Genomic DNA, 25,939 nt, shown 5'->3' with positions numbered 1-25,939 from the left:
GAGCGGTGTTGTGACAGACCAGACCAATCCCAAACCGGGTAATCCCAAGGTTGCCGACCTTGCCGCGGCCGGACGCGACCAGGATCCTGCCGCGCCCGCCGGGTCAGATGACCTGGCCGAGGGAGGGATCAAGGTAACGCGCGCGGGCGAAGGTTCGGGCGGTGACGCGATCGGCCTTTCCCATTCGCCTGCGGTTGGCTGACAACTCAGGAGATCCAATGATGACCGACTCCAGCAGGCCCGATGATCCCAAACACGACTGGATCGACCCAGAACGCCGCACGGGCGCCGTCACGGACGATCCCGACAGCTATTCCGGCCAGGCGTATACCCGCGAAGGCGAAGAAGCGCTCGGCAAGCAACTGCCCAGCGGCACCGTTACAAGCGATGCCGGCCTGAAACCTGACGTTGAGGAGACGCCGGGCGAGAGATGAGTGTTCACAGCGGCTTAGGGGGCCAGCCCAGCGCGATCAGGTCAAGGGGGCCGGCGCGCGGTTCAAGGCTCTCCCGACCGCGGTCGCGCCATTATGTCCATCACGGGCGTTGCTAGGCTGCCGCTAGTCCATGCCCGCGCGGACGGCAGCTGCCGCCACCGGCGGTGCGCCAGCCAAGTAGAGCAGGCTGACCGCGGCAAGCAGCTTCAGCGCCCCCGTCCCGTCTGTCACGGCACCCGCGCCGAAGATCAGCAGCGGCACTGCGAGCGGCAGCATCAGCAACCCGGCAAGCGCACCCGCCCCGCGCAGCCCGGCCGTCAGCGCTCCCGTCGCGACGGCCAGCGCCGCAAGCCCGGCAGTTCCGATAACAAGCCCTGCCTCCACCCGCACCAGCGTCTCTACCGAGAGGCCGAGCAGCCCCGCCGCGATCACGGCCGCCAGCATCAACGCGGGTGCAAAGCCAAGCCAATGCGCGGCGATCTTGGCCAGCATCACGCCCGGCAGGGGCACGCCACGCACGGCAAGCTGATCCAGCACGCCCGCTTCCAGGTCCGGCCCGACCAACCGCTCCACCGGGAGAAGCGCCGCGAGCAGCGCCGCAGCCCAGATCACGCCGCCGCCCACCCGCGCCAACAGCCTTGCATCGGGCCCGACGGCAAAGGGGAACAGCACCGCGACCAGCAGGAAAAAGACGACCGGCGTGACCAGACCGCCCCCGGTCCAGGCACGCCGCAGTTCGCGCGCCACCAGCGCCCGCGCGCCGACGCCACTCACAAACGCAACTCCGTCGCGCCGGGCAGCGACATCGGAATGTGCGTCGCCACCACCACCGCGCCACCATTCGCCCGATGGCTGGCGACCAGCGTCTCGATCACGTCGGTCGACTCTGCGTCGAGGCCGTTTATCGGCTCGTCGAGCAACCAAAGGGGCGCGCCGCTTGCGACCACTCGTGCCAGGTTGGCACGTTGACGCTGACCCGTGGACAGGAACCGAACCGGCACGTCGGCGAGTGCGAGCAGGTTCAGCGCGCGAAGCGCGTCCTCGACAGTGCCACCCCAGAAAGCGAGCGCGCGTTGGAGCGGCCGCTCCTCATCCAAGGCCAACCGCGCATCGGCCAGCGCGCTGGTCGACGCCGCCACGCGGCCCGCGACAGGACGGAGCAACCCGGCACACACGCGGATAAGGCTCGATTTACCCGCGCCGTTCGGGCCGGTGACCAGCGCAGCATCGCCCGGTCCGAGTGCAAGCGACAGGTCGCGCACCAGCTCGCGCCCGCCGCGTGCGACGGCGACCCTCTCGAGCAACAAGAGCTCTCCCAGCCCTTCACGGGCGGCGGCGGTCAATCCGCTTCGCTTTCCAGCGCGTGCATGTCGGCATCGCTAAGCCCGAAATGTTGGCCGATCTCGTGGATCGTGACATGACGCACCAGATCGTCCAGCCTCACTCCGGTCTCGATCCATTCATCCAGGATCGCGCGGCGATACAGGTGAATGCGGTCCGGCATCGCACCCGACGCCATGGACGATTTTTCCCCGATCGGTTGCCCATGGTATAGGCCGGTCAGGTCGAGCGGGTGCTCGACCCCGAGCGCGTTCAGCGTTTCCTCGTCGGCCCATTCTTCCACGATCAGCACAACATCGCCCAGGTGCGCGCGAAACGCGGCAGGAAGCCGCGCCACCGTGTCGCGGGCGATCGCCTCGATGGCGCCGGCATCGGGCGCACTGCCACCTTGTCCGCTCATCCGTGCTGGCATAGCGATAGGGCCAGGGAGGGCCAACACATGATCGAACCGTTGAACGAAACCGAGCGAGCCGATGCACTGGACGGCCTGCCCGAATGGGACTTCAACGATGCGCGCGACGCGATCACGCGGCAGTTGGTCTTTGCTGACTTCGTCGAGGCATTTGGATTCATGACTCAGGTCGCCCTGATCGCGGAGCGGATGAACCACCATCCCGAATGGTCTAACGTCTATAACAGGGTCGATATGACGCTCACTACCCATGATGCGGGCGGCCTGTCCTCGCGCGACATCGAGCTGGCCGAAGCTATCGATGCCATTGTCGGAGATTGACCGGCTTACTGCCGCCGCAACCTACATCAAGGCGACAGTGCTTATTCTTAACTAGTGATTACGATACGCACGGCCGAATACCCGTTCCACCCCGGCACAGGTTTTCCGCCGCGACGGCATCGAGGGCACATGACGATCGAACATCATCGTCAGGGAAGAACATGCTTTCGGCGCGAAGGCATCGCGAGTGCGCGCGGCCCTGCCGTGGGGACGAGAGGCGGTGCTCTGCCTCGGACGGCGAGGATTGCATCATGAGGGTGTCTCCACGCGACAAAGCCAGCCCAACGCCAGCGTTGTTACGGCTGGACGCCTTGAGTTCCTTGGATGACCGGTCGAAAGTCGCGATCGTTGAGGCTGCGTCGCTGTCATACCCCGTCGGCGCACGGCGTGAGCTTCAAACCGAAGGCCAGGCGATCCGGTCGCCCCTGCTGCTCCTAAACGGCTGGGCGGCGCGCGTCCGCGTGCTGCATGACGGGCGCCGACAGTTCATCAGCTTTGTGCTGCCGGGCGACATAATGGGCCATTACACCTACCCCGACCCGGTCGCGACGTCGACGGTGGTGGCGCTGACCGATGTACAAGTCTGCCCCCTTCCCGACAGCACCGAACTGCCTGATCTGGAGCGGGCCTACTCGATCAGTGGCGCGCTGGATGAAGCGTGCCTGGTCGCGCAAATCATCCGTCTGGGCCGGTTCACGGCGCGCGAGCGTATCCTGGACCTGATCATCGAGCTTTTCGAACGATTGTCGCTGGCGGGATTGGTGGAAGGCAACAGCTTCGCCTTCCCCTTGACGCAGGAGATCACGGCGGACGCGCTCGGGCTGACCTCGGTCCATGTGAATCGCATGGTGCAGCAATCGCGTCGGATTGGCGAGCTTTGCTGGATTGCCGGCCAGATCACGCTGCCCGACTTGCCGTCGCTGCGCAGCGCCATTGATCGCTCCACGACGACGGTGCGGCCGTGGAGCGCATTGCCGCCCATGCCGGTTGCCCCTAGCCGGAACTAGGGCGCCCGATCACTGGAGTTATCGCCGGCTCCGCCGGCGCAGGGCATACGGAAACCAGCGGGCGGCAAAGCGCAGGCGGTGCGCCGTTTTGCCCACATAGGTGTGGACCGCCCGGCCATGAACTGCGCGCCATGCCGCCTTCGCGACTTCCTCCACGTCGGTCAGTTCCAACCCGGCGCCGGTCACACGGTCGCGGATCGTCCGGTTGCTACCCTCGGGCACCGTGTCGAGCAGCGGGGTTTCGATGAAGCTGGGAATCAGGCTACGGACCTTGATCCCTGCCCCGAACCACTCACCGTCCAGCGCCTCCGTCAGCGCTCGCACGGCGAACTTGGTGGCCGAATATGTTGCGAGCCCGGATGAGCCATAGATGGCCGACGCCGACGCGGTATTGAGCAGGCAGGATCCCGGCGTTTTGGCCAGGTACGCGTAACCGATCCGCGCTCCGTTGAGCACGCCGACGAAGTTGATCTCCACCGTGCGGTCGATCTCTGCAAAGCTTGCGCTGGCGAACGGGCCACCGGTGCCGATACCCGCATTGTTGTGCAGCACGTCGAGCCGACCGCCGCTGACGATCGTGAACGCGGCCAGGCTACGCTCCCACGCGTCACGATCCCGCACATCCATGACATATTGCTCGGCAGCGCCCGCCGGCAGCAATGCCGCCGTCTCCGCCAGGCCCGCCTCGTTCACGTCGGCCAGCCCGACCAGCCAGCCACGCGCGGCAAACAGGCGTGCGGTTGCCCGGCCGATACCCGACGCGCCGCCGGTGATGAAGATCGCCTTGCGCTCTGCCATGAAGCCCTCCCCTGTCCGGGCGACCCTAGAAGAACAGTTTGCGAATGGACAACCGTACGGAGCGGCCAAGCGGGTCGAGATAGCCCGGCTGTAGACTGACCGGCGTCGCCCCTGCCCCGTCGCGAACCGTCTGGCGCTGGTTGAACACATTGTCGAACGACAGCGATACCCGCGTACCGCGCAGGCAGGGTTGCTTGCGCAACAGGTCGATGCGGTTGCCCAGATCCGCGAACAGGCGGAGATTGGCGGTGGTCAGGCTCGAAAAGTCGAGTTGCGTCGGGTTGGCCAGCGTACCCCCATTGACGGTGGTGGCACTGCGGAAGTTGACGGACAGCCGTGCGCCGAGCCCGTTGTTCGAATATCCCGCCTGCCCTTCCAGCTCGTGACGCGACGACCCGCCCGACTGGCCGATCGCATCGCCGTTGAGCAGGTCGAGGAACGGCCCGCTGGTGCCGATGTCCACCCGGTCGGTGAAGTGCCAGGTGTGGTAAAGCGCGAACTGGATCCGTCCTCCGCCCGCGCCGCCGCGGCCACCAAAACCGCCGCCCCGGCCACGAAAACCGCCACCCCCAAAACCTCCGCCACCCGGACCGCGGCCGCCAAGGCCGCCACCCTCCTGTCCTCCGGCCTGTGGGGTCGCCCCTGGCTGACCAGTTTGCTGCCCGCTCGGCTGCTGTCCACCGGTCGCGCCGGCACGCCCTTGCCCGCCGGGGAAGCGAAGCCCTGCGAACGGGTTCGGCCCAGTCCCGGCGCGGAACGCCTCGATCTGCCTTTGCAGTTGCGACTTGATCGGGAACGACAGGTCAAAGCCATAGCGCAGCTCGGATCGTTCGGACCGCGCGAAGTTGATCGGTCGGGAATCAAGGCTCAGCAACTGCCCGTTCGCGTCGCGCACGAAACGCTGCGGAAATGCCGCCTCGATCGCGGCGGTGGGCGTTGGGAAGCCCGCAATGACGTTGTCGGTCCGCTGGCGGATGTAATTGGCGCTGAGTGTCAGCTCGGTGGTCTTCAGCGGCTTGGCCGTGACCCCGATCTTGGTGGTGTGGCGGTTGTCGGCGAGCAGGTCGGGATTGCCACCGCTGACCCGCGTGATGGTCGCCGTGGTGCCGCGAACATAGTCAAACACCCGCACGCCCGGCGTGACCACGGTTGGGTTGCCGAGTTGCCCGGCACCCGGCGCGTTCTCGTCGTCGGTATGGGATGCAATGATCCGCAACGCATCGATGGGCGACCAGTTGGCGCCATAGCCGACCGTGGTCAGCGTGCCGAAGTTCGACACCTGGTCGATGCCGAAATTGCCGTTCAGCGACAGGCTGCCGATCGCGCTCAGCACGCCGCGCGTGCGGCTGCTGATCGGCAGGTCGACATTGACCTGCCCCGATCCCACGTCACGCGACACGTCACCGCGCGTGACCAGCCCCGACCTGAAGGAGCGGCTGTTGAGGTCACTGGTGGTCGCGCCGATGCGGATGCTGGTCGTAACCGGCCCTGCGGGCAGGCTGAACGGCGATCCCGTCACTAGAGCGTCCAGGCCACCCTGCGATGTGAGCGAGTGCGCGCTGTTGGCGGGCAGCACGCCGACATTGCGCGCCGCCAACAGGGCATAAGGGTTGGCGAGCGGATCATCTGCCGCGACTCGCGCGCGGTAAGCGGACAAGTCGAAGCCGAGCTCGGTTACCGTATCGCTGGTCGTCCGGTCATAGTTCCCGGTCAGAGACCACAGCCACCCGCGCCCGAGCGCGCCGTTGGCGCTGGCGCCCAGATGTGCCGCGATCGACTGGCTGCTCTGGCGAAGTGGGTCGAACTCGCCGAGCGCGCGGTTGACCGTGACCGCGCCCGCAAAGGGATTGAATGGATTGCCGGCAGGCACCGGGATGCTCGCGCCGGCAAGGCCCTGCAGGCTGTCGGTGTTGGTCACCTCCAGCGTGCCATTCAGCGTCGCGCCAATTGTGCCCAGCGTGCGGGCGTACACGGCATTGGCGTTGAATTGCTGCTGGCTGGCAAGCAGCGAGCGGAACGCGCCCAGATCCCCGCTGCCCGTGCTGCCCGTTGCTGCCGAGAAATCGGCAAAGGTCGGCGTCCCGGTTGCCGCGGTCCCTGGCACCGGCGTCGTGGTGGCGCCGCCCAGCCGCGGATCGAGCGCTCCCGCGGCGGCGGTCACGGTGCCACCCGGCGAGAGCTGTCCCGATTGCTGAGTGATGCCCCGCTCCGCCTCGGTCAGGCCGGAGCTTTCCTGGTATTCCAGATGCAGGTTCGCGCGCCCCTGGCCGCGGATCGACAACAGGTCGAGTTCGGGATTGGCCTGGTTACGGCCCCCCTCCGTCGCGACGCGGTCCGCCAGTTCCACCGTTGCCGCACGGAAGCGGCGGCGCAGCACGAAGTTCACCACCCGCTGATCGGCGCGATAGCCATATTTCAGCGCGACCTCCTCCGGCAGAATGTCGACGCGCGCGATCGCCTCCGTCGGCAGGTCGCGGATCTCCTGAACGCCTGAGATGCGCCGGCCGTTGACCAGCACCACCGGGGCACCGCCCGATCCGCGCCCGCTGCGCGTTTGTGGCGCAAGCTCGTTCAGCAGGTCCGCGACCGAACTGACCCCATAGGACCGGATGTCCGCCGGCCCCAGCTGCTCTTCGGGAGGAATGTCGCCGATCACGGCGCCGGGCAGCGTACGCGTGCCGCGAACGATGACGTCCGGCTCCTCGGGCGTGTCCTCCGCCTGCGCGGCACCCTGTTGCGCCTCGGGCGGGGTCGCGGGGCCATTCTCGGCTGCTGGCGCGGATGCAGCGGGGTCCTCCTGGACCACCGGCGCAGCGGGGGCTGGTGCCGGCACGGGCGCTGGCGCTTGCTGCGCCGCTGCTGCCTGGCTCACGGCAAGCGCCGCCAGTCCGATACCCCAGAATGCCATGATGTTCCTGCCCTGTTACTCAACGAACCGCGTCACCTAGCCGCGATTTGTCGCAAGACTATGCCGACCCAGGGTTCACCTGTGCTGAACGCGTCACGCCAGTGTCTTGAGCGCCACCGCTGGGTCAGCCAGCACCGACCGATCGGGCGTGGCCCCGTTCACGACCAGCGCACGCCCGCCCACATAATCACGCGTCGCGTTGATGCAGTCGAGCGCGACCACGCGCCCTTCATGCAGGTACACGACCGAAAAGCTGCGCGTGGCGGGATCGCCGCGCAGCACGGTCGCGTCATAACCGACGGACAGGCCCACCGTTTGCAGCTTCAGGTCGTACTGGTTGGACCAGAACCAGGGCACTGCGTCATAGGGGGCCTCGCTGGCACCGGCGATCAGCTTGGCGACGCAGGTGGCCTGATCGGTCGCGTTCTGGACGGACTCGATGCGCAGGGTCGCCCCTCCGGCCCAGCGGCTCGGCCGTGCGGCACCATCGCCGATCGCGTACACGTCAACCAAGGTCGTGCGGCAATGCGCGTCGACCACGACCCCGCCGCCCGCCGCTTCGGCCCCGGCAGCCAAGAGCGGGGCCACCACAGGCTCGATCCCGACGCCTATGATGACCAACTCGCACGTCAGGAGTTCGCCATCCGCCATGCGCACCCCCGTCGCGCGGCCATCTTCCTCGACAATGCTTTCCACGCCGGTCCCAACGCGAAGATCGACGCCCTGCGCACGATGCTCAGCTTCGATGAAGCGCGACAGATCCTCGCCGGCGACCCGCGCCAGCACGCGCGATTGCGCCTCCACCAGCGTCACCGCCTTGTCCAGCTTGCGCAACACCGCCGCCGCTTCCAGCCCGATATAACCGCCGCCGATCACCACGGCCTTGGTGACGCCGGGCAACTCACCAATCAGGCGGTCGACATCGGCGCGCGTGCGGATTGCATGCACGCCGACCGCGTCATGCCCGTCACAGGTCAGGCGCCGCGGTGATCCGCCCGTTGCCCAGACCAGCTTTCGATACCCAAAGGTTTCGCCACTTTCGGCCGACACGGTGCGTGCGTCGGAGTCCACCGATACCGCGCGCCGGCCCGGCAGCAGAGTTATCGCGCGTTCCGTCCAGAAGCTGGCGGGCCGGATCAGCAGCCGCTCCCACGGCTTTTCGCCCGACAGATACTCCTTGGAGAGCGGCGGCCGCTCGTAAGGCAGTTCGGGCTCATCGCCGACCAGCCCGATCGTGCCCGCAAACCCCACCTGGCGCAGCGCGATGGCACAAGCGGCGCCACCATGGCCCGCGCCGACGATCAGGACATCAAAGACAAGGGGTAGCGGCTCGTTCATTCCCGAGCCGCTACCCCAAGCAAGGTAACCCTGCCAGCGATTTGCCCCAGCGTCAGGCCGGGGCAGAACGCACGATCAATGGCTTGCCGTTTCGCCTTCCGCGCGAAGCGACACATATTTCAGGGTGATGTTCGGAATATTGTCCGCAAACCACTGCGCCGTGCGCTGCTCTTCGGTCAGCGACTGACGAAGTGCCGACACGGTGTTGGCAAAGCCCGCCTCCGCCAGCGCGATCAGCGACGTGTAGGCCGCCATTTCGAAATTCTCGAACGCCTGGTTCGCGAAGCTGTTCTTCAGGATTTCGTCGGGCGCGGGCAGGTGGGCAAGCGCGGCCATGTTTCCCGTGAAGCTTAGCACCGCGTCCTTCAGGCTCGACGGAGTTTCACCAAAGCCCTGCAGGATCGTATCGACGCGCTCGATCTGCTGTTCGGTTTCCACGCGGTGTCGGCGCAGCATGTCGGCCACTTCCGGATAATTTTCCAGGTGGTCGAGCTGCCGATCAATCAGCGACAGCGCCTGATGCTCGACACCATGCACATTCTTCAGGCCGGTAACGAAAACGGACTGCAACACGTCGGGGGAATAGCTTGCCATTGTAGATCTGCTCCTCAGGCTTGGCTGATGTCGATGGGGGCGCCGTTCTGCGCATCGGCGGTTTCGCCGCGGCCACGATCGCTGGGGGAATGCTTGGCACCGGGCTCTTCCGAGCGACCAAGGTCGAATTCGGCGCCTTCGGTGAAGTCGGCGCCACGATTGCCGGTCCCGCCGCTATTCTCGTCGAGCGTAGGGTCGCGGGTCTGGCTGGCCGCCTCGCCCTTGCCGCTGTTATCGCGCATCGGATCGTCTCCCTTGCGCGGCTCAACGCGCTGGAGCGAAAGGCGTTCACCGTCCCGGTCGATATTCCCGTTCGATATGGCCGCGCAGCTCGTCGGGCCAAAAGTAAACGGGGCGAAGCGCGCCGGTCGCGTAGCGCGTGGCCTGATCGTTGAAGTGGGGTGAGGCAGGGTCGCCGCTTTCGCCGCCCGCCGTCACCGCACGCGCCCGCACCCGGGGGCCGAACTCCACCGCCGCGACAAAGCTGTTGCCGCTGGTGCCGTAGTAGCGCCGGGTGCCCGGGTAACGCTTCCCTCCAAACGAGGCTAGCGTGCCCCACTGCGCCGACGGGAAGCCGACCGGGAGCGACGGCTTGTTGTCATCAAATCGCTGGACGATGGCGCCGTCGTTGCGCTGGAACCGGTTTATCTCGCCCCAGGGCACTTGCCAGCGACCGAAGTCGGCGTTGAGCCGCGCCACGGCACGCGACAGCACCGCGAGCTGCACTTCGTCCGGCGCAGCGGCTGCCATGTCGAACCGCGCCAGGCTTCGCGCGCCGCCACCGCCGGTCGCCTCGAACAGTTCCTCACCCCAGAACACCGCCAACGAGGTCGCGGTCGACTCAGTGCCCCAGCGACGGTCCCAGTTCTTCAGCAGCATGACTGGCTGCGCCAAGGCGGCGCGACGCGGATCAGAGGGTGCAAGCGTGGCCCATGCCGCCGTCAGTCGTGGCAGCAGGATGTCGAAGGCCGGCAGGCGCGTGTCGAACGCAGCACCGACGAGTTTGTCCAGCGTCCAGGGGGACGGCGCTGTCTTCTGAAGAAGTTCCAGCGCATGCAACGTTCGGGCATTGCGGCCAACCTGGTCGAAATACCCTGGATAGGTCGCCTGGTTGATGCTGCCCGCGCCCGCAGCGCTCCAGGGTGCGTCGTTGCTGTTGTACGCCCATCCGCTGCTGGGCTGAACCGCCTGCGGCAGGCTCGAAAGGCTGTGCAGCCCGTGCCAGCCCGTTGCCGGGTCGCTGCCGTCGACGGGCCTGGTATAATCAAATCGCGCATCGCGTACCGGCATGAACTGCGGCATCAGGAACGCGATCTCACCTTTCCGGTCCGCGAACAGCGTATTGTTCGACGAGTTCGCCTGCAGGCCCGCGACCTTGGTATAGCCCGCAAGATTGCGCGTTTTCGTGCGCAGGAAGCTTTGTTCCAGCGCTGCCAGCGGACGGTTCATCAGCGCCGTCGCAATCCAGCGTCCGCCTTCGGCGCGCGTGATCGGCCCGTGATGGGTCGCGTAGGTCGTGAAGGTGCGCAATCCGACCGAGCCATTGCCACGACGAAACCGGATGGTCACCGCGCGCGTGGTCAGTCGCCGCTGCTCCTGGCCATAGCGATACCGGCTGCCCGTCACATCTTCCGCGAACTCGTCGACATTATCGACACCGCTCGACGTGTGCATCCAGCCGGCGTCCGGATTCCAGCCCTGATAGATGAAGAACTGGCCCCAGGTTGCCGCGCCATACGCGTTCAGGCCCTCGCCACTCGTCACCTGCTGCTCGGCACGGAAGAAGAAGCTGGTGTGCGGGTTGATCAGCAGCAACGCGTGGCCGTCCCGCGTCCGCGCCGGCGCGATCGCGATGCCGTTTGATCCCTTTGGCTCGTGGAAAATGCGACCGCGCTCGTCGGCGGTCCACGCAAGCTGCCGCCCCTCGTAGAAAGAGCGCAACTGCGTCAGCGGCACACGTTCGATGTCACCGCCGATGCTGCCCTCACTGAAAGCGAGCGGCATCCAGGGCTCGAACCGGGTCAGCACGCGCGGATGCACGGTCGGATGCGTCTGAAGGTAGAGGTTCAGCCCGTCCGCCCAGCCCTGGCACAGCTTGCGCAGCCAGGCGGGGGCGCGGGCATAGTCGGCCTTCAACCGTTCGGGGTCGTTCCACAGCCTCTGGCGCAGGTCCGCCCAGATCGCCCCCTCCCCGTCCGCCTCCGCCGTGCGGCCCAGCGCGGTCAGGTAATTGGCCTCGATCCGAGGGAAATCATCCTCGGCCTGGGCATAGATCATTCCGAATACCGCGTCGGCGTCGGTCTGTCCGCGAATGTGCGCGATGCCCCAGTCGTCACGGGCAATGGTCACGCTGTCGGCACGGGCCCGCAGTCGCGCGCCCTCAGGGTCCGGTGCAGCCGACAACAGCAGCGGCGCGAGCAGCAGCAACCGCCTCATCGCCGGGTAGCCCGGTGAATCTTCAGTACGCGATCCGCATCGGCTAGATGAAGCCGTTCCACCATCTGTCCATCCAGCCGGATCACGCCGCGCTCCTCTCCTTCAAATGCGGCAACTATCTTGCGCGCCCATTCGACCTCTGCCTCGTCGGGCGAGAAGACGCGGTTGGCGGGGTCGATCTGGCTCGGGTGGATCAGTGACTTGCCGTCAAAGCCCAGGTCGCGACCCTGTCGGCATTCCGCCTCCACCGCATCCGGGTCGCCGATCACGTTCGATACCCCGTCCAGCACCATGAGCCCTGCAGCCCGGCCGGCGATCACGATGTGCGATAGTGCCGGCAACAGGGCCGTGCGGTCCGGTCCCGGTCGGCAGCGAAGTTCCTTGGCAAGATCATTCGTGCCCGCGACCAGCACGGCGAGGCCCTGCCCGGCATCGACGATCCGTGGCAGGTCGAGCACGCCACGCGGCGTTTCGATCATCGCCCACAAGGCCGGGCGATCGCCCAGCGCGCCGCGGGCCTGCGCCAGCGTATCGGGCGATGACAGCTTGGGCAGCAACACCGCATCAATCCCGCTGCCCACGAGAGCGGCGAGGTCCGTGGCGCCCCACTCCGTCTCGACCGCGTTCACCCGCACCACGATTTCGCGATGACCCCAGTCGCCCTGGCGCACCGCTTCAACAGCGGCCGCTCGCGCCTCGGCCTTGGCGTCCGGCGCGACCGCATCCTCCAGGTCCAGGATCACCGCGTCGCAATCCAGCCCCCGTGCTTTCGCGATCGCACGCGGGTTTGAGGCTGGGAGAAACAAGGCGCTGCGGCGGGGTCGAGACATGAAGGGGTTTGTCACTGCGCGCCCTGCACAATGCAACCGCCCCCGGCGAGTTCGGCGCCCGAACACGACCTGACTACCGGCGCGTCGCGCCTTGTCAGGACTGAACTCAGGCCTACGCCGGCGGAACACAGGCGTGCAGGGCCCGTTTCCGCCCACGATGCCCGATGACTTCCTTATCTTCACTCCCGACGACGTGGACCTTGCACGCTCGCCGCTTCGCCGTGGCATTGCCGAGCCTACCTTCGTGCTCGGCGCGTTCAATCCGGGTTTCACTCGCCTGCCCACAGGCAATCTGCTGCTGATGGTACGGGTGGCCGAGGCCTTGTCGGAGCCGATCGACGGGTCCCATGTCCGGGCCATCCGCTGGACGCCCGACGGCTATGTGCTCGACCGCCATTCCCTTGCCGGAGTCGATACGCGCGATCCCCGCCAGTTCGAACTGCGCGGCCTGGCTCACCGGATGCTGGGGCTGACCTCGCTCTCCTGGCTGTTGCCCGTGGAGCTGTCTTCCGATGGCCGCTCGGTGGTGGCCGTTCACTATGAACGCGCCATCGAACCTGCCGCGACCTGGCAGGACTATGGCGTCGAGGATGCGCGGATCAGCCTGATCGACGGCCGCTACTACATGACGGAATGTTCCGTGTCGGCGGAGCGGCACTGCACCGCGCTCCACACCAGCGGCAACGGCCTTGACTGGCAGCTCCAGGGGATCATCCTCGACCATCAGAACAAGGACATGCTGTTTTTCCAGGGAAAGGTCGCGGGCAAGTTCGTCGCGCTGACCCGGCCACTGGGAGAGGTCTATTTCGCGTATCCCGAGGACGCTCCATATGTCGGCGGCCCCTCGATCAACCTCGCGACCTCCCCCGACGCGCTGCACTGGAAGCCGATGGAAGCGCCCGGCATCCGCGCGCGAAAAGGGTCGATCAGCGCCATGAAGGTCGGCGGCGGCACCCCGCCCGTCCAGACCAACGATGGCTGGCTTCACATCTGGCACGGTGTGGAGCGGCGCGAGACCGTCGGCATTTATCGCAGCTTTTGGGCGCTCCACGACCGGGATGATCCGGGACGCGTGCTCCGCATCGAGGACGACACGCCGCTGATCGAGGCGAACCCCGCGTTGACCGCGTCGATGGCCGACCGGCTCTACCTGCCCACCCCGGTCGTTTTTTCAACCGGGATGGTCGACGCCGGAGACGACTGGATCGTCGCATCAGGGGAGGCCGACCTCGCGTGCCGGATCACCTATGTTCCCAGGTCCCGCTTTGCCTAGGAGTCCCGCCCCCGGGTCGTCGTGACGCCGCGGCACAAGGAAAGAAGCCATGACGAGCCAGCCCGGCAGCACCGCCGACCAACCTGGTGCATCAAGCGGGGATCAGCCCGAGCTGACAGCCGATCATTGGTGGCGGTCGGGCACGATCTACCAGATCTATCCACGCTCGTTCCAGGACACGAACGGTGACGGCATCGGCGATCTGCCGGGCATCACGGCGCGCCTGCCCTACCTTGCCGACCTGGGCATCGACGCGATCTGGATCAGCCCGATCTTCCCATCCCCCATGGCTGATTTCGGCTATGACGTAGCGGACTATATCGGCATCGACCCGCGATTCGGCACGATGGCCGACTTCGACCGGCTGGTCGAAAGCGCCCACGGGCTCGGGTTGAAAGTGCTGCTCGATTTCGTGCCCAACCACTCCTCTGACCAGCACCCCTGGTTCCGGGAAAGCCGTTCCTCGCGCACCAATCCCAAGCGCGACTGGTATGTCTGGCGAGACCCGGCACCGGACGGCGGCCCGCCCAACAACTGGATCAGCGACTTTGGCGGCCCGGCCTGGGAGTGGGACGAGGCGACGGGCCAATATTATTCACACGCCTTCCTGCCGCAGCAGCCGGACCTGAACTGGCGCAACCCCGAGGTGATCGAGGCGATGCTTGCCGCGATGCGCTTCTGGTATGAACGCGGGGTCGACGGCTTTCGTATCGACGTGCTCTGGCACATGGTGAAGCACGCCGAGTTCATCGACAATCCGGTCAACCTCGACTGGCAACCCGGCATGGGCGACATGTTTCGCGTTCACCAGACGCACTCGACCGACCAGCCCGAGGTACACGAGATCGCCGCCCGGATGCGGGCCCTCGGCGACGAATTTGGCGCGCTGCTGATCGGGGAAATCTACCTGCCCTTCGATCGGCTGATGACCTATTACGGCTCAGCCGACGCGCCCGAGGTGCAGTTGCCCTTCAACTTCACGTTGATCGACGCGCCATGGAACGCCCGCGCTCTGCATCAACTGATCCTGGATTATGAGGCGGCGTTGCCCGCCGATGGCTGGCCCAATTGGGTGCTCGGCAACCATGATCGCCCTCGCATCGCGACCAAGCGGGGCGAGGCCCAGGCGCGTGTCGCGCAGATGCTGCTGCTCACGCTGCGCGGGACGCCGACTCTCTACTATGGCGACGAGCTCGGCATGACGGATGTCGCGATCCCGGCGGATCAGGTTCAGGACCCGCGTGAGCTGCGCGAGCCCGCCATCGGCCTTGGCCGCGATCCGGTCCGCACGCCCATGCCATGGGACGCAAGCGAGAACGCCGGCTTCACCATCGGTACGCCCTGGTTGCCGCTCGGCCCCGACTGGCCGGCGCGCAACATCGCCGCGGAGCAAGGGGACCCGCGATCGATGCTGTCGCTGGTGCGCCATCTCCTTCGACTTCGCCGTTCAAACCCTGCCCTTGCCACAGGCGACCTTCGACTCCTCGATGCAGAAGCCAATGTCCTTTCGTACCGCCGTGGAGAGGACGTGCTCGTCGCGCTCAACCTCGGCAACGCGGACGCGCCGCTGACGCCGCCGCCTGGTGAGTGGCACCCCGTCGCATCCACCCTGGCAGCGCTTCCGCCACCCGTTGCCGGCCCTTTCACGCTCCGACCGAACGAAGGGCTGGTCTTCATCGCCGCGCCCTGACCGGTGTTCTGCGACAGGCCGCAGCCCGTGGACACAAAGAGGTTGGCGATAGCCGCCATCAACGCCAAAGCCGGCCAATGAAGATCGCGATGCTTGCCCCGATTTCGTGGCGCACCCCGCCACGGCACTATGGCCCATGGGAGCTGGTCACGAGCCTTCTGACCGAAGCGCTGGTCGCCAAGGGGATCAATGTGACGCTGTTTGCGACGCAGGACAGCATCACCGCCGGCACGCTCGCCGCGGTGGTGCCAGCCGGCTATTCGGAGGATCCCGCCGTCGATGCCAAGGTCTGGGAATTTCGTCACCTGGCCCATCTGTTTGATCGTGCTGGCGAGTTCGACCTGATCCACAATCAGGCGGATTTTCCCGCCCACGCCTTTTCGCACCTGGTGCCGACGCCGATGGTGACCACCATCCACGGCTTCTCGTCCGACCGCATCCTGCCGATGTACAAGCCCTATGAGGACAGGGTGCATTATGTCGCGATCTCGCAGGCCGACCGCTCGCCGCAACTTCGCTACGCCGCCACGATCCACCACGGCATCCCGATCGTCGACTTCCCGTTTGATCCGCAGGGCAGCGAGGACCTGTTGTTCTTTGGCCGCATTCACCCCGACAAGGGCGCCCGCGAGGCGATCGACGTCGCCAAGGCAACCGGACGGCGGCTGCTGATGGCCGGTATCGTCCAGGATGAGGGCTATTACCGCGAGCAGGTGGAGCCGCTGATCGACGGGGATCAGATCCGCTATGACGGCCCGCTCGGTGGGGAGGCGCGGGTGCGGGCCCTGGGCGGGGCGAAGGCGCTGCTGCACCTCATCAACTTCGATGAGCCATTCGGGTTGTCGGTGGCCGAGGCGCTCGCTTGCGGCACGCCCGTGATCGCCACCAACCGGGGCTCGATGCCCGAGTTGATCGGGCATGGCGTCACCGGATTTCTGGTCAACAACAGCGCCGAAGCGATCGAGGCCATTGGGCAATTGGATGGCATCGACCGGGCTGCCTGCCGCCGGGCCGCCGAACAGCGCTTCAGCGTTGATCGCATGGCTGACGAGTATCTGGCGCTCTACCGGCGCATCCTCGGCTGACGTGGCGCGTTCTTCCGGCCCAAGGAGAGCGTATCATGACCGACCACAAGAAGAAGGGCGACTTCCACAAGACCAGCAGCCACGGCGATGTCGGCGGCAACAAGAAGCAGGATAATCCTAACAACACCGACAGCCGCAACAACAACCAGAACGCGGGTCACGGCGGCCACAAATAGCCCAGCCGCGCGATCTCACTGGCCGGCGGGCGGCACCCGTCAGCGCTCCTCGGCGCTGACCAGCAGCTTGTCGATCCGCCGGCCGTCCAGGTCGATCACCTCGAATCGCCAGCCCTGAAGGCTGAAATACTCACCCTCGTCCGGCAGATGCTTCAGCACGTCCAGCGCCAACCCGGCAACGGTGGCGAAGTCGCGGTCCTCGTCCAGGTCCAGCCCCAGACGCTCAGCCAGCAGGTCGGCCGCGGCTGTCCCTGCGACCAGCAGTGACCCATCCTCCCGCTCGACAATCGCCGGCGTTTCGTCCGGGTCCGCGTCCGAAGCAAAGGCCCCCGCGATCGCCGCGAGCAGATCCGCCGGGGTCACGATCCCTTCAAAATGTCCATATTCGTCATGGATCAGCGCCATTGGCACTTCAGCCTCCCGCAGGGCGGTCAAGGCATCCATCGCGTCGATCTGGTCGATCACGACCGGTGCCTTGCGCATCAGGCGACGCAGGTCGAGCGGCTCGCCCCGGAACAACGCGGTGGCGATGTCACGTGCCTGCACGACGCCAACCACCGCGTCGATGGAGCCATCACACACCGGCAAGCGCGTGTGCGGCGTGTCCAGCAGGGACGCCCGAACGCCTGCCTCGTCCAGCGTGCAATCCAGCCAGTCGACCTCCGTTCGCGGGGTCATCACCTCGCGCACCGGACGATCCGCCAGCCGCACCACGCCCGAGATGATCGAGCGTTCATGCTCCTCGATCACGCCCGATTTCGACGCTTCCGCGACGACGAGGTGGAGTTCCTCGGCCGTTACCTGATCCTCCGCCTCGCGTTTCAGCCCGAGCAGCCGAAACAGCGCGCCGCTGGTTGAATCGAGCAGCCATACGATCGGCGCCGTTCCAATCGACAACCAGCGCATCGGCAGCGCCATCGCCGCCGCGATCGGCTCTGGGTTGCGGAGTGCGAATTGCTTGGGAACTAGTTCGCCGATCACCAGCGATGCAAAGGTCGTGACCCCGATCACCAGCGCGAAACCAAGCGTCTCGGCAGTGCTCGGCACAAAGCCAAGCCCCTGCAGGCGAATGGCCACGGGGCCGCCCAGGCTCGCGCCCGAATAAGCGCCCGAGATGACGCCAATCAGTGTGATGCCGATTTGCACGGTGGACAGGAACTTGCCGGGATCGGCAGCAAGCTCGATGGCAGTGCGCGCACCGCGGCTTCCGGCCCGGGCAAGCGCCTCCATCCGCGCCTTGCGAGCGGAAACGATGGCGAGTTCGCTCATCGAGAACACACCATTCAGCGCAACCAGCGCGAGAATGATGAAAACGTCAGTCCAGGGGAAAGGAGGTGCCATTGGCTTGGGAAGCATCCTTGCCCGAGCATGGCGGACGAGGCAACGCCCTTCGCGGGATCGGTGCGCGTCCGGAACAATCGCACCGCCGTTTCGGTTTTCCCGAACAAAAAGGAGGAATACTCGATGTTGCGTACCAAATCCGTTGCCGCCGCGGCCCTGTTGGCCCTGCTTGGCACGACCACGGCCTGTACGACCGATCCCCAGACGGGCGAACGGCGGATCAGCAAGACCGCCATTGGCGGCATCGGCGGTGCGCTAGGCGGCTATCTGCTGGGCGACCTGGTCGGTGGACGGCGCGATCGGACGGAGAAGCTGGTGGGCGCGGGTCTTGGCGGCCTCGCTGGCGCAGGTATCGGCGCGTACATGGACAAGCAGGAGCGCGACCTGCGCGCCCGCACCGCTGGCACCGATGTTCAGGTGATCCGCCAGGGCGACAACCTGGTACTCAATATCCCGTCGGGCATCACCTTCGCCTATGACAGCTCGGACGTGCAGCCGCAGTTTCGCCGGACGCTGGATCAGGTCGCCGGCACGCTGTCGCAGTACAACGAAACCTTTGTCGACGTGTACGGCCACACCGATTCGACCGGCAGCGACGATTATAATCTCGGCCTGTCGCAACGGCGCGCGACGGCAGTCGCCGATTACCTCGCCGGGCACGGCGTCCAGACCGCCCGGATTGCCACCCGTGGCTATGGCGAAACCCAGCCGATCGCGTCCAACGACACCGACGCGGGCCGTGCAGCCAACCGCCGCGTGGAAATCAAGTTGGTGCCGATCACCCAGGCCGACGTGCAGGGCTGATCCATCGCGCCCGGCCGGCTGGAATGCCGCGCCGGGTGCCTCTCATCATCGACGAGCGGTGAAGAAGTCCCGCAACAGCGCTCCGGCCTCGGCTTCGCCTATCCCCGAATAGATCTCCGGCCGGTGATGGCAGGTCGGCTGACCGAAGAAGCGGGGCCCATGCTCCACGGCGCCGCCCTTGGGATCGGGGGCGCCGTAATAAAGCCGGCTCACGCGGGCATGGGCAATCGCCCCCGCGCACATCGCGCACGGCTCCAGCGTCACCCACAGGTCGCAATCTTCCAGCCGCTCGCGCCCCAACCGGGCCGCACCTTCGCGTATCGCCAGCATCTCGGCATGGGCCGTCGGGTCGCACAGCGCCCGGGGCGCATTGGCGGTCAGCGCGATGACCTGCCCCCGGTGGACCAGTGCCGCACCGACAGGCACTTCCCCCGCCGCTGCCGCGTCACGCGCAGCGGCCAGCGCCATCTTCATCGGCTGAGGCAAGGGAAACATGGCCCCGCTCTTGGCCGGCGGGGCCCGGGTCGTAAAGCTATTGCGCCGGCTGGGCGGTGTTCCCGGCCTTTTCAACGTTGATGCGGGGAACCTCCACCGTCTTCTTTTCCGATCCTACCGTCACCTTCCCCATGTCCGCGCGGAACTCGGGCGCCTGCACCACGGCCGAACGAGTCTGGTCGATGCTGAGCATCCCCGTCATCAGCAATCCTGCGACGATCAGCAGCCCCAGGCCAAGCAATACCAGAATCACGCGCATCGCTTTCAAGCCTTCCCTAAAACGGTTCGTGCCCGTAACAACGCCGTCATCCGGGGCAAGTTGCACGCCAACGGTTGACCTTTGCGCACCCGGTCGGTAGGGGCGCAGCCTTTCCGTCCAACGACGACCAGGATCAACAGTCATGTCGCGCATCTGCGAGCTGACCGGCAAGGGCCGGCAGGTGGGTAACAACGTTTCCCACGCCAATAACAAGACCAAGCGGACCTTCTTGCCCAACCTGCAGAATGTCACGCTGCTGTCCGACGCTCTCGAAACCAGCGTGCGCCTGCGTGTGTCGACGCACGGGCTTCGCTCCGTCGAGCACAATGGCGGCCTGGATAACTGGCTGGTCAAGACGTCCGACGACAAGCTGTCGCTGCGTTGCCGCCGGCTGAAGCGCGACATCGTGAAGAAGCTTGCTGCGGCCGAGCCCGTCGCCGCTTAAGCTGACGCGTTCCTGATACAACGGCCTGCCACCTTCGGGCGGCGGGCCGTAGTCGTTTGAGCGATCATCGATCTAGCGCAGGCGAAAGCGCAGCAGCAGCGTGCGCTGGAGCACCGGTGTGCGGTTGTCGTCGGAAACGAGCCAGATCACCGTGTCCGCGCCCTCCTGGGTGGCTGTGATCCCTTCGAAGTTGTCGTGGACCAAGGGCGCGTCGAGTTCGGCGAGCAACGCCCCCTTCACAACGGCTCCCGGCCGAACTGCACCGGCCGGCACCAGCACAATGCGGTTGTGAAACCGGAATGGCGCGTCGAATGCGCGCTCCAGGACCAGCAACCGCCCGTCTGGCAGCGCCGCGGCGTCCGCAACATCGAACTTGCCCTCCGCGATGTAGGTGAAGCGGGCAGGCTCCCGTCCGGGGTCGACCGGATCACCCGCCCAGATCAGCCCCTGTCGCGCCTGACCGCGTCCACCGCGCGCGCCCCATGACTTTGCCGGCGGCCTTGCCGATTCGCTGATCGAGACGAAGCGTCCGTCCGGCAGCCGCACCAGCGATTCGGGCCCACCCGCATCGGGCCACTTCCGCATGGCCACAGGCCTGACCGCGCCATCGCTGCGTGCGAAGCCCGGGGCAAAGCGCATGATCATGTTATACTTTTCGAACCCGACCCACAGCCGCCCCGTCGCAGCGTCGAAGGCGAGCGATTCGCTGTCACGGTCAACTTTGTCCCACCCGATCCCGGGCCCGTCAGGCAAGTTGGCGAAGGCAGGTGCAATCACCTGACCGTCCGCGGCACGCGTGAAGGCAACGACGTTGCCGCCGTCGCTGAGCAGCGTCACGCGCCGACCCGCTACCAGCAGCGCCGAAAATCCACCAGAGGCCGGGTCAGGGCTGGTCAGTTCGACGCCATCCAGGAAATCGAGCGCTCCCAGCCGATTGTGCGCCGGGTCGGCAGGATCGAGCGCAATTTCACGCGCCTTCACCTCCGCGCGACGCCCTAACAGGCGAAGGCGCGCCTCACCGGTCCAGCCAGGCACGATTGCGAGCACCAGCGCCGTGACAAGAAGCAGGGTTACCGGGCGACGCATGGCGCCTTCTAGGGGCGACGCCCGGCCTCGCCAGCATGAATGATGGATAACGAGCGCATTCAGGGTCGGCTCAACGCGAATCACCCATAAGCACCTCAACGACGACGAACGCGTCGCCGACGAAATGGGAGTTCGAACCATGTTTAAGAAGATTGCTCTCGCCGCCACCGCCCTGGCCATTGGCACCACCAGCATCGCTTCTGCGCCGGCTGATGCGCAGCGCTATCGCGGTTACGACCGGGGTTACAGCCGCGCCTATGACGACGGCTATAACCATGGCCCGCGCTCCTACCGGGGTGACCGTGGCTATTCACGCCGGGGCGGCCGCGGTTGCGACAACACCGGCGGCACCCTTGTCGGCGCGATTGCGGGTGGCTTGCTTGGCCGCACCATCGACAGCCGCGGTGACCGGACGCTCGGCACGGTTCTGGGCGGGGCCGCCGGTGCCCTCGCGGGCCACGCGATCGATAAGTCGGATAACCCGAGGTACTGCCGCTGATCCTGGCCGCCGGGCGGGCCGAAAGGCTGCCCGGCACGCCACCAGCGCAGTGTGTGTGAGCTCCCACGCGTAGCGTATCGGGGAGCGGGGGGCCGGTTCCGAAAGGAGCTGGCCCCTTTGTTCGGGCGCAGGCCGCAACTGCGGCCGGTCGCGCCCGCCAGCGCCCGAACCGGCCAGCGGGTCGGCGCAGCCGATCCCGTCTGACGGGCAAGCGGCGGCTTCGCCGTCTCAACCCCTTCAAGGACTCAGTCAACCGCCAACGGCCACGCCGCCGGCGTGATGTCGGACGGGTTCAAACGGCGTTGCCGTCGACCCGCCGGCCGTGCCGGCCGCAGGGCTGCGACCGTCAGTACATGTGCTGGCCGCCGTTGATGCTCAACGTCGAACCGGTCACGAACCCAGCGTCCTCGGAACACAGGAACGCGACGCCGCGGGCAATCTCGGCCGCCTGCCCCAGCCGTCCGACCGGAATCCGCGCGACGATCTTCTCAAGCACGTCCCCTGGCACTGCCGCGACCATGTCCGTGTCGATATAGCCTGGCGCGATCGCGTTCACCGTCACCCCTGCGCGCGCGCCCTCCTGCGCCAGGGCCTTGGTGAAGCCGTGGATGCCCGATTTCGCGGCCGCGTAGTTGACCTGCCCGTACTGCCCTGCCTGGCCGTTGATCGAGCCGATATTGACGATGCGACCCCATTTGCGATCGCGCATGCCGGGGAACACCGCCTTGGCCATGTTGAAGCATCCGCCAAGGTTGGTGTCTATCACCTCTTTCCATGCCTGATAAGTAAGCTTCATGATCGTGCCGTCGCGGGTGATGCCGGCATTGTTGACCAGCACGTCGACCGGCCCAAGTGCCGCCTCGACCTCCTTTACCCCGTTCAGGCAGGCCTCGTGATCGGCCACGTCCCAGCGGAACGACTGTATCCCCGTCCGGCTGGTGAACTCGCGTGCGCGCTCTTCATTGCCAGCGTAGTTGGCTGCAACGTTCAGCCCCGCTTCCTTCAGGGCAAGGCTGATCGCCTCGCCAATGCCGCGTGTGCCGCCAGTGACGATCGCAACCCGTGCCATGAGCCTCTCCCTGTTTCGGGGAAGACGCTACGGCGTGGCCGTCCACCCGGCAAGCTCGCGGCGCACAATGCTGCGCAGCATATCGATGCCCGGATCGCTGGCGTTGAGGCAAGGCAGTGCCGCGAAGTGGGTACCGCCCGCTTCTTCAAAGGTTTCTCGTCCCCGGATCGCGAGTTCCTCGAGCGTTTCGACGCAATCGGCGGAAAATCCCGGGGCCACAATCGCCACCTTGCGCACACCCTTGGCCGGCAACGACGCCAGTACCGTGTCGGTGGCGGGCTCCAGCCACTTGGCCCGACCGAATCGCGACTGGAAGGTGATCGTCAGGTCTCGCCCAAGAGCCTCCTTCAGCAGCCGCGCTGTTTTCTGGCAGTGGCAGTGATAAGGGTCGCCGAGCTCCAGCGTTCGCTGCGGCATGCCGTGAAAGCTGGCGAGCAGCAGGTCAGGCTCGAAATCCAGTGCGGCGAGGCCTGCCTCCACCGACGTCTTGAGCGCGTCGATATAGGCCGGGTCGTCATAATAGGGTGGCAATGTCCGGATTGCCGGCTGCCAGCGCATGCCGGCGAGGGCCAGGAATGCCTTGTCATTCGCCGTCGCGGTCGTTGCTGCGCAATATTGCGGGTAGAGCGGCGCGAGCAGGATCCGCTCGCACCCCGCATCCTTCAGCGCCTGCAGCCGGTCGCCGATCGCGGGCCGGCCATAGCGCATCGCGTAATCGACGCTAACCTCCGGCCCGAACGCATCCTTCAACGCGATGGCTTGAGCACGCGTGATCGCCGCCAGCGGGGAACCTTCTTCCGTCCAAACCTGCGCATAGGCGTGGGCGGATTTCTTGGGCCGGGTGGTCAGGATCGCGCCACGCAGGATCGGCTGCCACAAGAGCTGCGGTATCTCCACCACTCGCCGGTCCGATAGAAACTCGGCGAGATAGCGGCGCACCGAATGCGCATCGGCCGCGTCCGGCGTGCCTAGGTTTATCAACAGCACACCGATGCGGGCGGGCGGGATTGCGGGATGATTGGCAGGACGGTTCATGCAGGGATCACCAGCGGGAGAGAGCGGAGACGTTTGCCGGTTAAACTATGTAAGGCGCCAGCTAGTGCCGGCGCGACCGCCGGAATGCCGATTTCCGATACGCCGCCCGGCGCCTCGTCGGACCGGATCAGCTCCACCGTTATGTCGGGCGTGTCGGCCAGTCGGGGCAGATGCAGCGTGTCGAAGCCGCGCACCCGTGCCAGTCCACGCTCATATCCTGTCGTCGCACCAAGAGCTTGCGCCAGGCCAAAGACCAACCCGCCCTCGATTTGCTGCCGTACCAGGTCGGGGTTGACCACGCGGCCGCAATCAACCGCTGCGACCAGGCGCTCAACCACCGGCTGGCCACGCTCGATACGCGCTTCTGCCATCACCGCGACCGCACTCCCGCGCAATCGGTGGCAGGCGATCCCCTGCCCGCTGCCAGCAACGCCGCCATCCCAGCCCCCCAGCGATGCCGCCGTGGACAGGCAGCGCGCGAGCCGTGGATCGCCGCCCAGCATGCCGATCCGGAACGACACCGGCTCGGTTCCCGCCGTCGCGGCAAGCTCGTCCATGAAGCACTCGTTGAAGAAGGCAGTGTAGCCGTCCGCCCCACCCCGCAAATAGCCGGATTGCAGCGGAAGGTCGGCTGGATGGTGATCCACCGCCCAGTTCGCGATCCGGTAAGACGGCACCGCGCCGCCGACCGCTTGCGCGTCACCGCCGCGACCCAGGTCAGCAAGGTCAGCCACACTCGCCGGCAGCATGCGCTGAGCCATGGCGCGCCCCGTCGCCGGGGCTGCAATCTGGGCGTTCCACGCCACGGGCGTTCCGTTCGCCGCCAACCTTCCGCGCATGCGCGCTATCACGGCCGTGCGGCAGCGGTCGTGAATCAGGCTTTCGCCACGTGACCAGATAAGGCTGATCGGCCGCTTCAGCGTCATTGCCAGCACGGCTGCCTGTTCGGCTACCTCATGGTCCAGCGCGGCGCCGAATGACCCGCCGATCATCATCGGATGCACCGTTACAGCGTGCTCGGCCAGGCCGGCCGCCCGTGCGGCAGCGGCGCGCGCGATCGTCGGCGCTTGTGTCTGAAGCCATAGCTCCAGCCGCCCGTCATGAAAGGACGCGGTTGCGGAAGGTGTCTCGATCGCGGCATGAAGCGCGGGCGCGACCTGAAACTCCGCCTCGACGACCCCGCCCCCGGATAGAAGCTGACCCAGGCTTCCCGCCGACGCGACCCGGTGCCCCTTGTCCGCCAACGCCCGCCGTAACGCGCCCTCGATCCCGGCATCGTCGGCGAGAGCGCCGCGAGACTCGAAACGGGGCGCCAGCGCATCCAGCCCGCGTTGCGCGGCCCAACTCGTCGTCGCGGCCGCGGCGACCCAGCGCCGGTTCTCGACGACAGCAACCACCCCTGCCACGCGGTCGGCGGCCGCCCGATCGGCGTGGACCAGGCGAGTGTCGCCCTGCGGGCCAGCCCGCACGGCAACATGCACCATGTCCGCGAGGCGGATGTCGGCGGCAAAGTTCGCCGACCCGTCCACCTTGGCCGGCGCGTCGAGCCGGGGCAGGGGCTTTCCCGCCAGCGCGCCCGCCCCCTGGACGCCCTGGGGCAGCGGGTCCGGCGCCTCCTCGCTTGCAGCGGCGGCGGCGAGCTCGGCGAAGCGGAGGCGGTTTCGCCCGGTGACCACAAAGCCCGCCTGGGTCCGGCATTGCGTCCAGTCGACATCCCAACGGCGTGCCGCCGCCTTCAGCAGCAGCGCCCGCGCCGTGGCGCCCGCGACGCGCAAGTCATCCTCGAACTGGCGCACAGAGGTCGACCCACCGGTCAGCATCAGCGCCGCGCGCCTTGCCCACTCACCACGCACCGGGGCCGGCACCTGGTCGAAGGCGCCGCCCCATAGCTCGTCGAGCGCAAGCGGATTGGCATAAAGCGGACTGGCTGGTGTCGGCTCAACCGCCACCGTGCGCCAGTCTGCGCCGAGCTCGTCCGCCACGATCTGCGGCAGGGCGGTGAACACGCCCTGGCCGTGCTCCACCTGCGGCACTGCCACGATCACGCGACCATCCTCGCCGATCTTCAGCCATGCGCCGAACAGATGCTCGCCAGGGCCGGTGACCAATGTTTCCGCGTAGCGGCGCGGCCACAGCGCCCAGGCGACCAGCAGCCCTGCCCCCGCGCCACCGCCAACCAGCAGCCCGCGCCTGGTAATCCGCCCCGTCGCCATCGATCGTGCCTTAGCGGCGCTGCGACCGACGTAAAGGGACCGAAAATGGC

At 66.7% G+C, this 25,939-nt stretch carries 28 protein-coding genes; 11 read left to right on the top strand and 17 right to left on the bottom strand.

Going from position 1 to position 25,939, the window contains the following annotated elements; all coding sequences use genetic code 11:
* Positions 1-10 precede the first annotated feature (10 nt).
* Positions 11-202, top strand: a complete 192-nt coding sequence (locus FHS94_RS15550) for a hypothetical protein (protein WP_184059526.1) — start codon at positions 11-13, stop codon at positions 200-202.
* A 19-nt stretch (positions 203-221) separates the two neighbouring features.
* Positions 222-434 carry a hypothetical protein gene (locus FHS94_RS15545; RefSeq protein WP_184059524.1) on the top strand — a complete coding sequence of 71 codons (213 nt, stop codon included), beginning with the start codon at positions 222-224 and terminating at the stop codon, positions 432-434.
* Positions 435-557: 123 nt separating this feature from the next.
* On the opposite strand, the gene FHS94_RS15540 is transcribed toward FHS94_RS15545, so the two are convergent.
* From FHS94_RS15540 to FHS94_RS15530, 3 genes are read right to left on the bottom strand one after another with little or no spacing between them, the layout of a single operon-like run.
* Positions 558-1,208, bottom strand: a complete 651-nt coding sequence (locus tag FHS94_RS15540; RefSeq protein WP_184059522.1) for a heme exporter protein CcmB — start codon at positions 1,206-1,208, stop codon at positions 558-560.
* Positions 1,205-1,741: an ABC transporter ATP-binding protein gene (locus FHS94_RS15535; protein WP_246348655.1), complete on the bottom strand. Its 537-nt coding sequence runs from the start codon at positions 1,739-1,741 to the stop codon at positions 1,205-1,207. The genes FHS94_RS15540 and FHS94_RS15535 overlap by 4 nt, the downstream gene beginning before the upstream one ends.
* A gap of 32 nt (positions 1,742-1,773) precedes the next feature.
* Positions 1,774-2,175 (bottom strand): metallopeptidase family protein, encoded by a 402-nt coding sequence (locus FHS94_RS15530; protein WP_246348654.1) that lies wholly within the window; start codon positions 2,173-2,175, stop codon positions 1,774-1,776.
* Positions 2,176-2,214: 39 nt separating this feature from the next.
* Here FHS94_RS15530 and FHS94_RS15525 point away from each other — a divergent pair, with 39 nt between their 5' ends.
* The gene (locus tag FHS94_RS15525; protein ID WP_184059518.1) at positions 2,215-2,508 is read left to right on the top strand and encodes a 4a-hydroxytetrahydrobiopterin dehydratase; all 294 of its coding nucleotides are present in this window, start codon (positions 2,215-2,217) and stop codon (positions 2,506-2,508) included.
* Positions 2,509-2,819: 311 nt separating this feature from the next.
* Complete coding sequence (locus tag FHS94_RS15520; protein WP_221234805.1) at positions 2,820-3,515, top strand: Crp/Fnr family transcriptional regulator; 696 nt, start codon at positions 2,820-2,822, stop codon at positions 3,513-3,515.
* 18 nt (positions 3,516-3,533) lie between these two features.
* Here the strand turns inward: FHS94_RS15520 and FHS94_RS15515 are convergent, their stop codons facing one another.
* From FHS94_RS15515 to FHS94_RS15485, 7 genes are all read right to left on the bottom strand, one after another.
* Positions 3,534-4,313 carry an SDR family oxidoreductase gene (locus FHS94_RS15515; protein ID WP_184059514.1) on the bottom strand — a complete coding sequence of 260 codons (780 nt, stop codon included), beginning with the start codon at positions 4,311-4,313 and terminating at the stop codon, positions 3,534-3,536.
* Positions 4,314-4,338: 25 nt separating this feature from the next.
* Complete coding sequence (locus FHS94_RS15510; RefSeq protein ID WP_184059512.1) at positions 4,339-7,221, bottom strand: TonB-dependent receptor; 2,883 nt, start codon at positions 7,219-7,221, stop codon at positions 4,339-4,341.
* A 93-nt stretch (positions 7,222-7,314) separates the two neighbouring features.
* Positions 7,315-8,559 carry an NAD(P)/FAD-dependent oxidoreductase gene (locus tag FHS94_RS15505; protein ID WP_184059511.1) on the bottom strand — a complete coding sequence of 415 codons (1,245 nt, stop codon included), beginning with the start codon at positions 8,557-8,559 and terminating at the stop codon, positions 7,315-7,317.
* Positions 8,560-8,634: 75 nt separating this feature from the next.
* A complete protein-coding gene (locus FHS94_RS15500) occupies positions 8,635-9,153 on the bottom strand; it encodes a ferritin-like domain-containing protein (protein ID WP_184059509.1) in 519 nt (172 codons plus the stop codon).
* A 14-nt stretch (positions 9,154-9,167) separates the two neighbouring features.
* A complete protein-coding gene (locus FHS94_RS15495; protein ID WP_184059508.1) occupies positions 9,168-9,395 on the bottom strand; it encodes a hypothetical protein in 228 nt (75 codons plus the stop codon).
* Positions 9,396-9,441: 46 nt separating this feature from the next.
* The gene (locus FHS94_RS15490) at positions 9,442-11,589 is read right to left on the bottom strand and encodes a penicillin acylase family protein (protein ID WP_184059506.1); all 2,148 of its coding nucleotides are present in this window, start codon (positions 11,587-11,589) and stop codon (positions 9,442-9,444) included.
* Complete coding sequence (locus tag FHS94_RS15485) at positions 11,586-12,419, bottom strand: HpcH/HpaI aldolase/citrate lyase family protein (protein WP_184059504.1); 834 nt, start codon at positions 12,417-12,419, stop codon at positions 11,586-11,588. The genes FHS94_RS15490 and FHS94_RS15485 overlap by 4 nt, the downstream gene beginning before the upstream one ends.
* Positions 12,420-12,576: 157 nt before the next feature.
* Here FHS94_RS15485 and FHS94_RS15480 point away from each other — a divergent pair, with 157 nt between their 5' ends.
* From FHS94_RS15480 to FHS94_RS15465, 4 genes are all read left to right on the top strand, one after another.
* Positions 12,577-13,692, top strand: a complete 1,116-nt coding sequence (locus tag FHS94_RS15480) for a glycoside hydrolase family 130 protein (RefSeq protein WP_184059710.1) — start codon at positions 12,577-12,579, stop codon at positions 13,690-13,692.
* A 49-nt stretch (positions 13,693-13,741) separates the two neighbouring features.
* Complete coding sequence (locus FHS94_RS15475) at positions 13,742-15,382, top strand: alpha-amylase family glycosyl hydrolase (RefSeq protein WP_184059502.1); 1,641 nt, start codon at positions 13,742-13,744, stop codon at positions 15,380-15,382.
* A 77-nt stretch (positions 15,383-15,459) separates the two neighbouring features.
* Entirely contained in the window at positions 15,460-16,467 is a 1,008-nt protein-coding gene (locus FHS94_RS15470; RefSeq protein WP_184059500.1) for a glycosyltransferase family 4 protein, read from the top strand.
* A 35-nt stretch (positions 16,468-16,502) separates the two neighbouring features.
* Positions 16,503-16,643, top strand: coding sequence for a hypothetical protein (locus FHS94_RS15465; protein WP_184059498.1), 141 nt, complete (start codon positions 16,503-16,505; stop codon positions 16,641-16,643).
* Positions 16,644-16,682: 39 nt separating this feature from the next.
* Here the strand turns inward: FHS94_RS15465 and FHS94_RS15460 are convergent, their stop codons facing one another.
* Complete coding sequence (locus tag FHS94_RS15460; RefSeq protein WP_184059496.1) at positions 16,683-17,984, bottom strand: hemolysin family protein; 1,302 nt, start codon at positions 17,982-17,984, stop codon at positions 16,683-16,685.
* 123 nt (positions 17,985-18,107) lie between these two features.
* Here FHS94_RS15460 and FHS94_RS15455 point away from each other — a divergent pair, with 123 nt between their 5' ends.
* A complete protein-coding gene (locus tag FHS94_RS15455) occupies positions 18,108-18,788 on the top strand; it encodes a YiaD family glycine zipper/OmpA-like lipoprotein (RefSeq protein WP_184059495.1) in 681 nt (226 codons plus the stop codon).
* A 45-nt stretch (positions 18,789-18,833) separates the two neighbouring features.
* Here the strand turns inward: FHS94_RS15455 and FHS94_RS15450 are convergent, their stop codons facing one another.
* Both FHS94_RS15450 and FHS94_RS15445 read right to left on the bottom strand, forming a co-directional pair.
* Positions 18,834-19,262, bottom strand: a complete 429-nt coding sequence (locus FHS94_RS15450) for a nucleoside deaminase (protein WP_184059709.1) — start codon at positions 19,260-19,262, stop codon at positions 18,834-18,836.
* Positions 19,263-19,320: 58 nt separating this feature from the next.
* Complete coding sequence (locus FHS94_RS15445) at positions 19,321-19,542, bottom strand: hypothetical protein (protein ID WP_184059493.1); 222 nt, start codon at positions 19,540-19,542, stop codon at positions 19,321-19,323.
* Between the two features lie 142 nt (positions 19,543-19,684).
* Here FHS94_RS15445 and rpmB point away from each other — a divergent pair, with 142 nt between their 5' ends.
* Positions 19,685-19,987: a 50S ribosomal protein L28 gene (gene rpmB / locus FHS94_RS15440; RefSeq protein ID WP_184059491.1), complete on the top strand. Its 303-nt coding sequence runs from the start codon at positions 19,685-19,687 to the stop codon at positions 19,985-19,987.
* Positions 19,988-20,059: 72 nt separating this feature from the next.
* Here rpmB and FHS94_RS15435 read toward each other — a convergent pair whose 3' ends face one another.
* Positions 20,060-21,073, bottom strand: a complete 1,014-nt coding sequence (locus tag FHS94_RS15435) for an esterase-like activity of phytase family protein (protein WP_184059488.1) — start codon at positions 21,071-21,073, stop codon at positions 20,060-20,062.
* A gap of 139 nt (positions 21,074-21,212) precedes the next feature.
* Between FHS94_RS15435 and FHS94_RS15430 the strand changes: the two genes are divergently transcribed.
* Positions 21,213-21,572: a glycine zipper 2TM domain-containing protein gene (locus FHS94_RS15430; RefSeq protein WP_184059486.1), complete on the top strand. Its 360-nt coding sequence runs from the start codon at positions 21,213-21,215 to the stop codon at positions 21,570-21,572.
* Between the two features lie 346 nt (positions 21,573-21,918).
* On the opposite strand, the gene phbB is transcribed toward FHS94_RS15430, so the two are convergent.
* From phbB to FHS94_RS15415, 3 genes are read right to left on the bottom strand one after another with little or no spacing between them, the layout of a single operon-like run.
* The gene (gene phbB, locus FHS94_RS15425; RefSeq protein WP_184059484.1) at positions 21,919-22,641 is read right to left on the bottom strand and encodes an acetoacetyl-CoA reductase; all 723 of its coding nucleotides are present in this window, start codon (positions 22,639-22,641) and stop codon (positions 21,919-21,921) included.
* Positions 22,642-22,668: 27 nt separating this feature from the next.
* Positions 22,669-23,676, bottom strand: coding sequence for a ferrochelatase (gene hemH / locus FHS94_RS15420; protein WP_184059483.1), 1,008 nt, complete (start codon positions 23,674-23,676; stop codon positions 22,669-22,671).
* Positions 23,673-25,889, bottom strand: a complete 2,217-nt coding sequence (locus tag FHS94_RS15415) for a xanthine dehydrogenase family protein molybdopterin-binding subunit (RefSeq protein ID WP_184059481.1) — start codon at positions 25,887-25,889, stop codon at positions 23,673-23,675. The genes hemH and FHS94_RS15415 overlap by 4 nt, the downstream gene beginning before the upstream one ends.
* Positions 25,890-25,939 lie beyond the last annotated feature (50 nt).

Origin of the sequence: Sphingomonas aerophila (genome assembly GCF_014199305.1) — a bacterium.
Lineage (GTDB): Bacteria > Pseudomonadota > Alphaproteobacteria > Sphingomonadales > Sphingomonadaceae > Sphingomonas > Sphingomonas aerophila.
Note: the sequence above shows the minus strand (reverse complement) of the source record. Positions and strands in the feature narration are given on the sequence as shown.

Bases quoted from the DNA above. Each gene is read 5' to 3' on its own strand.
- FHS94_RS15545 (WP_184059524.1), top strand. From the start codon at position 222: ATGACCGACTCCAGCAGGCCCGATGATCCCAAACACGACTGGATCGAC.
- FHS94_RS15530 (WP_246348654.1), bottom strand. From the start codon at position 2,175: ATGAGCGGACAAGGTGGCAGTGCGCCCGATGCCGGCGCCATCGAGGCG.
- FHS94_RS15525 (WP_184059518.1), top strand. From the start codon at position 2,215: ATGATCGAACCGTTGAACGAAACCGAGCGAGCCGATGCACTGGACGGC.
- FHS94_RS15515 (WP_184059514.1), bottom strand. From the start codon at position 4,313: ATGGCAGAGCGCAAGGCGATCTTCATCACCGGCGGCGCGTCGGGTATC.
- FHS94_RS15510 (WP_184059512.1), bottom strand. From the start codon at position 7,221: ATGGCATTCTGGGGTATCGGACTGGCGGCGCTTGCCGTGAGCCAGGCA.
- FHS94_RS15505 (WP_184059511.1), bottom strand. From the start codon at position 8,559: ATGAACGAGCCGCTACCCCTTGTCTTTGATGTCCTGATCGTCGGCGCG.
- FHS94_RS15500 (WP_184059509.1), bottom strand. From the start codon at position 9,153: ATGGCAAGCTATTCCCCCGACGTGTTGCAGTCCGTTTTCGTTACCGGC.
- FHS94_RS15495 (WP_184059508.1), bottom strand. From the start codon at position 9,395: ATGCGCGATAACAGCGGCAAGGGCGAGGCGGCCAGCCAGACCCGCGAC.
- FHS94_RS15490 (WP_184059506.1), bottom strand. From the start codon at position 11,589: ATGAGGCGGTTGCTGCTGCTCGCGCCGCTGCTGTTGTCGGCTGCACCG.
- FHS94_RS15485 (WP_184059504.1), bottom strand. From the start codon at position 12,419: ATGTCTCGACCCCGCCGCAGCGCCTTGTTTCTCCCAGCCTCAAACCCG.
- FHS94_RS15480 (WP_184059710.1), top strand. From the start codon at position 12,577: ATGCCCGATGACTTCCTTATCTTCACTCCCGACGACGTGGACCTTGCA.
- FHS94_RS15475 (WP_184059502.1), top strand. From the start codon at position 13,742: ATGACGAGCCAGCCCGGCAGCACCGCCGACCAACCTGGTGCATCAAGC.
- FHS94_RS15470 (WP_184059500.1), top strand. From the start codon at position 15,460: ATGAAGATCGCGATGCTTGCCCCGATTTCGTGGCGCACCCCGCCACGG.
- FHS94_RS15465 (WP_184059498.1), top strand. From the start codon at position 16,503: ATGACCGACCACAAGAAGAAGGGCGACTTCCACAAGACCAGCAGCCAC.
- FHS94_RS15460 (WP_184059496.1), bottom strand. From the start codon at position 17,984: ATGGCACCTCCTTTCCCCTGGACTGACGTTTTCATCATTCTCGCGCTG.
- FHS94_RS15455 (WP_184059495.1), top strand. From the start codon at position 18,108: ATGTTGCGTACCAAATCCGTTGCCGCCGCGGCCCTGTTGGCCCTGCTT.
- FHS94_RS15450 (WP_184059709.1), bottom strand. From the start codon at position 19,262: ATGAAGATGGCGCTGGCCGCTGCGCGTGACGCGGCAGCGGCGGGGGAA.
- FHS94_RS15445 (WP_184059493.1), bottom strand. From the start codon at position 19,542: ATGCGCGTGATTCTGGTATTGCTTGGCCTGGGGCTGCTGATCGTCGCA.
- rpmB (WP_184059491.1), top strand. From the start codon at position 19,685: ATGTCGCGCATCTGCGAGCTGACCGGCAAGGGCCGGCAGGTGGGTAAC.
- FHS94_RS15435 (WP_184059488.1), bottom strand. From the start codon at position 21,073: ATGCGTCGCCCGGTAACCCTGCTTCTTGTCACGGCGCTGGTGCTCGCA.
- FHS94_RS15430 (WP_184059486.1), top strand. From the start codon at position 21,213: ATGTTTAAGAAGATTGCTCTCGCCGCCACCGCCCTGGCCATTGGCACC.
- phbB (WP_184059484.1), bottom strand. From the start codon at position 22,641: ATGGCACGGGTTGCGATCGTCACTGGCGGCACACGCGGCATTGGCGAG.
- hemH (WP_184059483.1), bottom strand. From the start codon at position 23,676: ATGAACCGTCCTGCCAATCATCCCGCAATCCCGCCCGCCCGCATCGGT.
- FHS94_RS15415 (WP_184059481.1), bottom strand. From the start codon at position 25,889: ATGGCGACGGGGCGGATTACCAGGCGCGGGCTGCTGGTTGGCGGTGGC.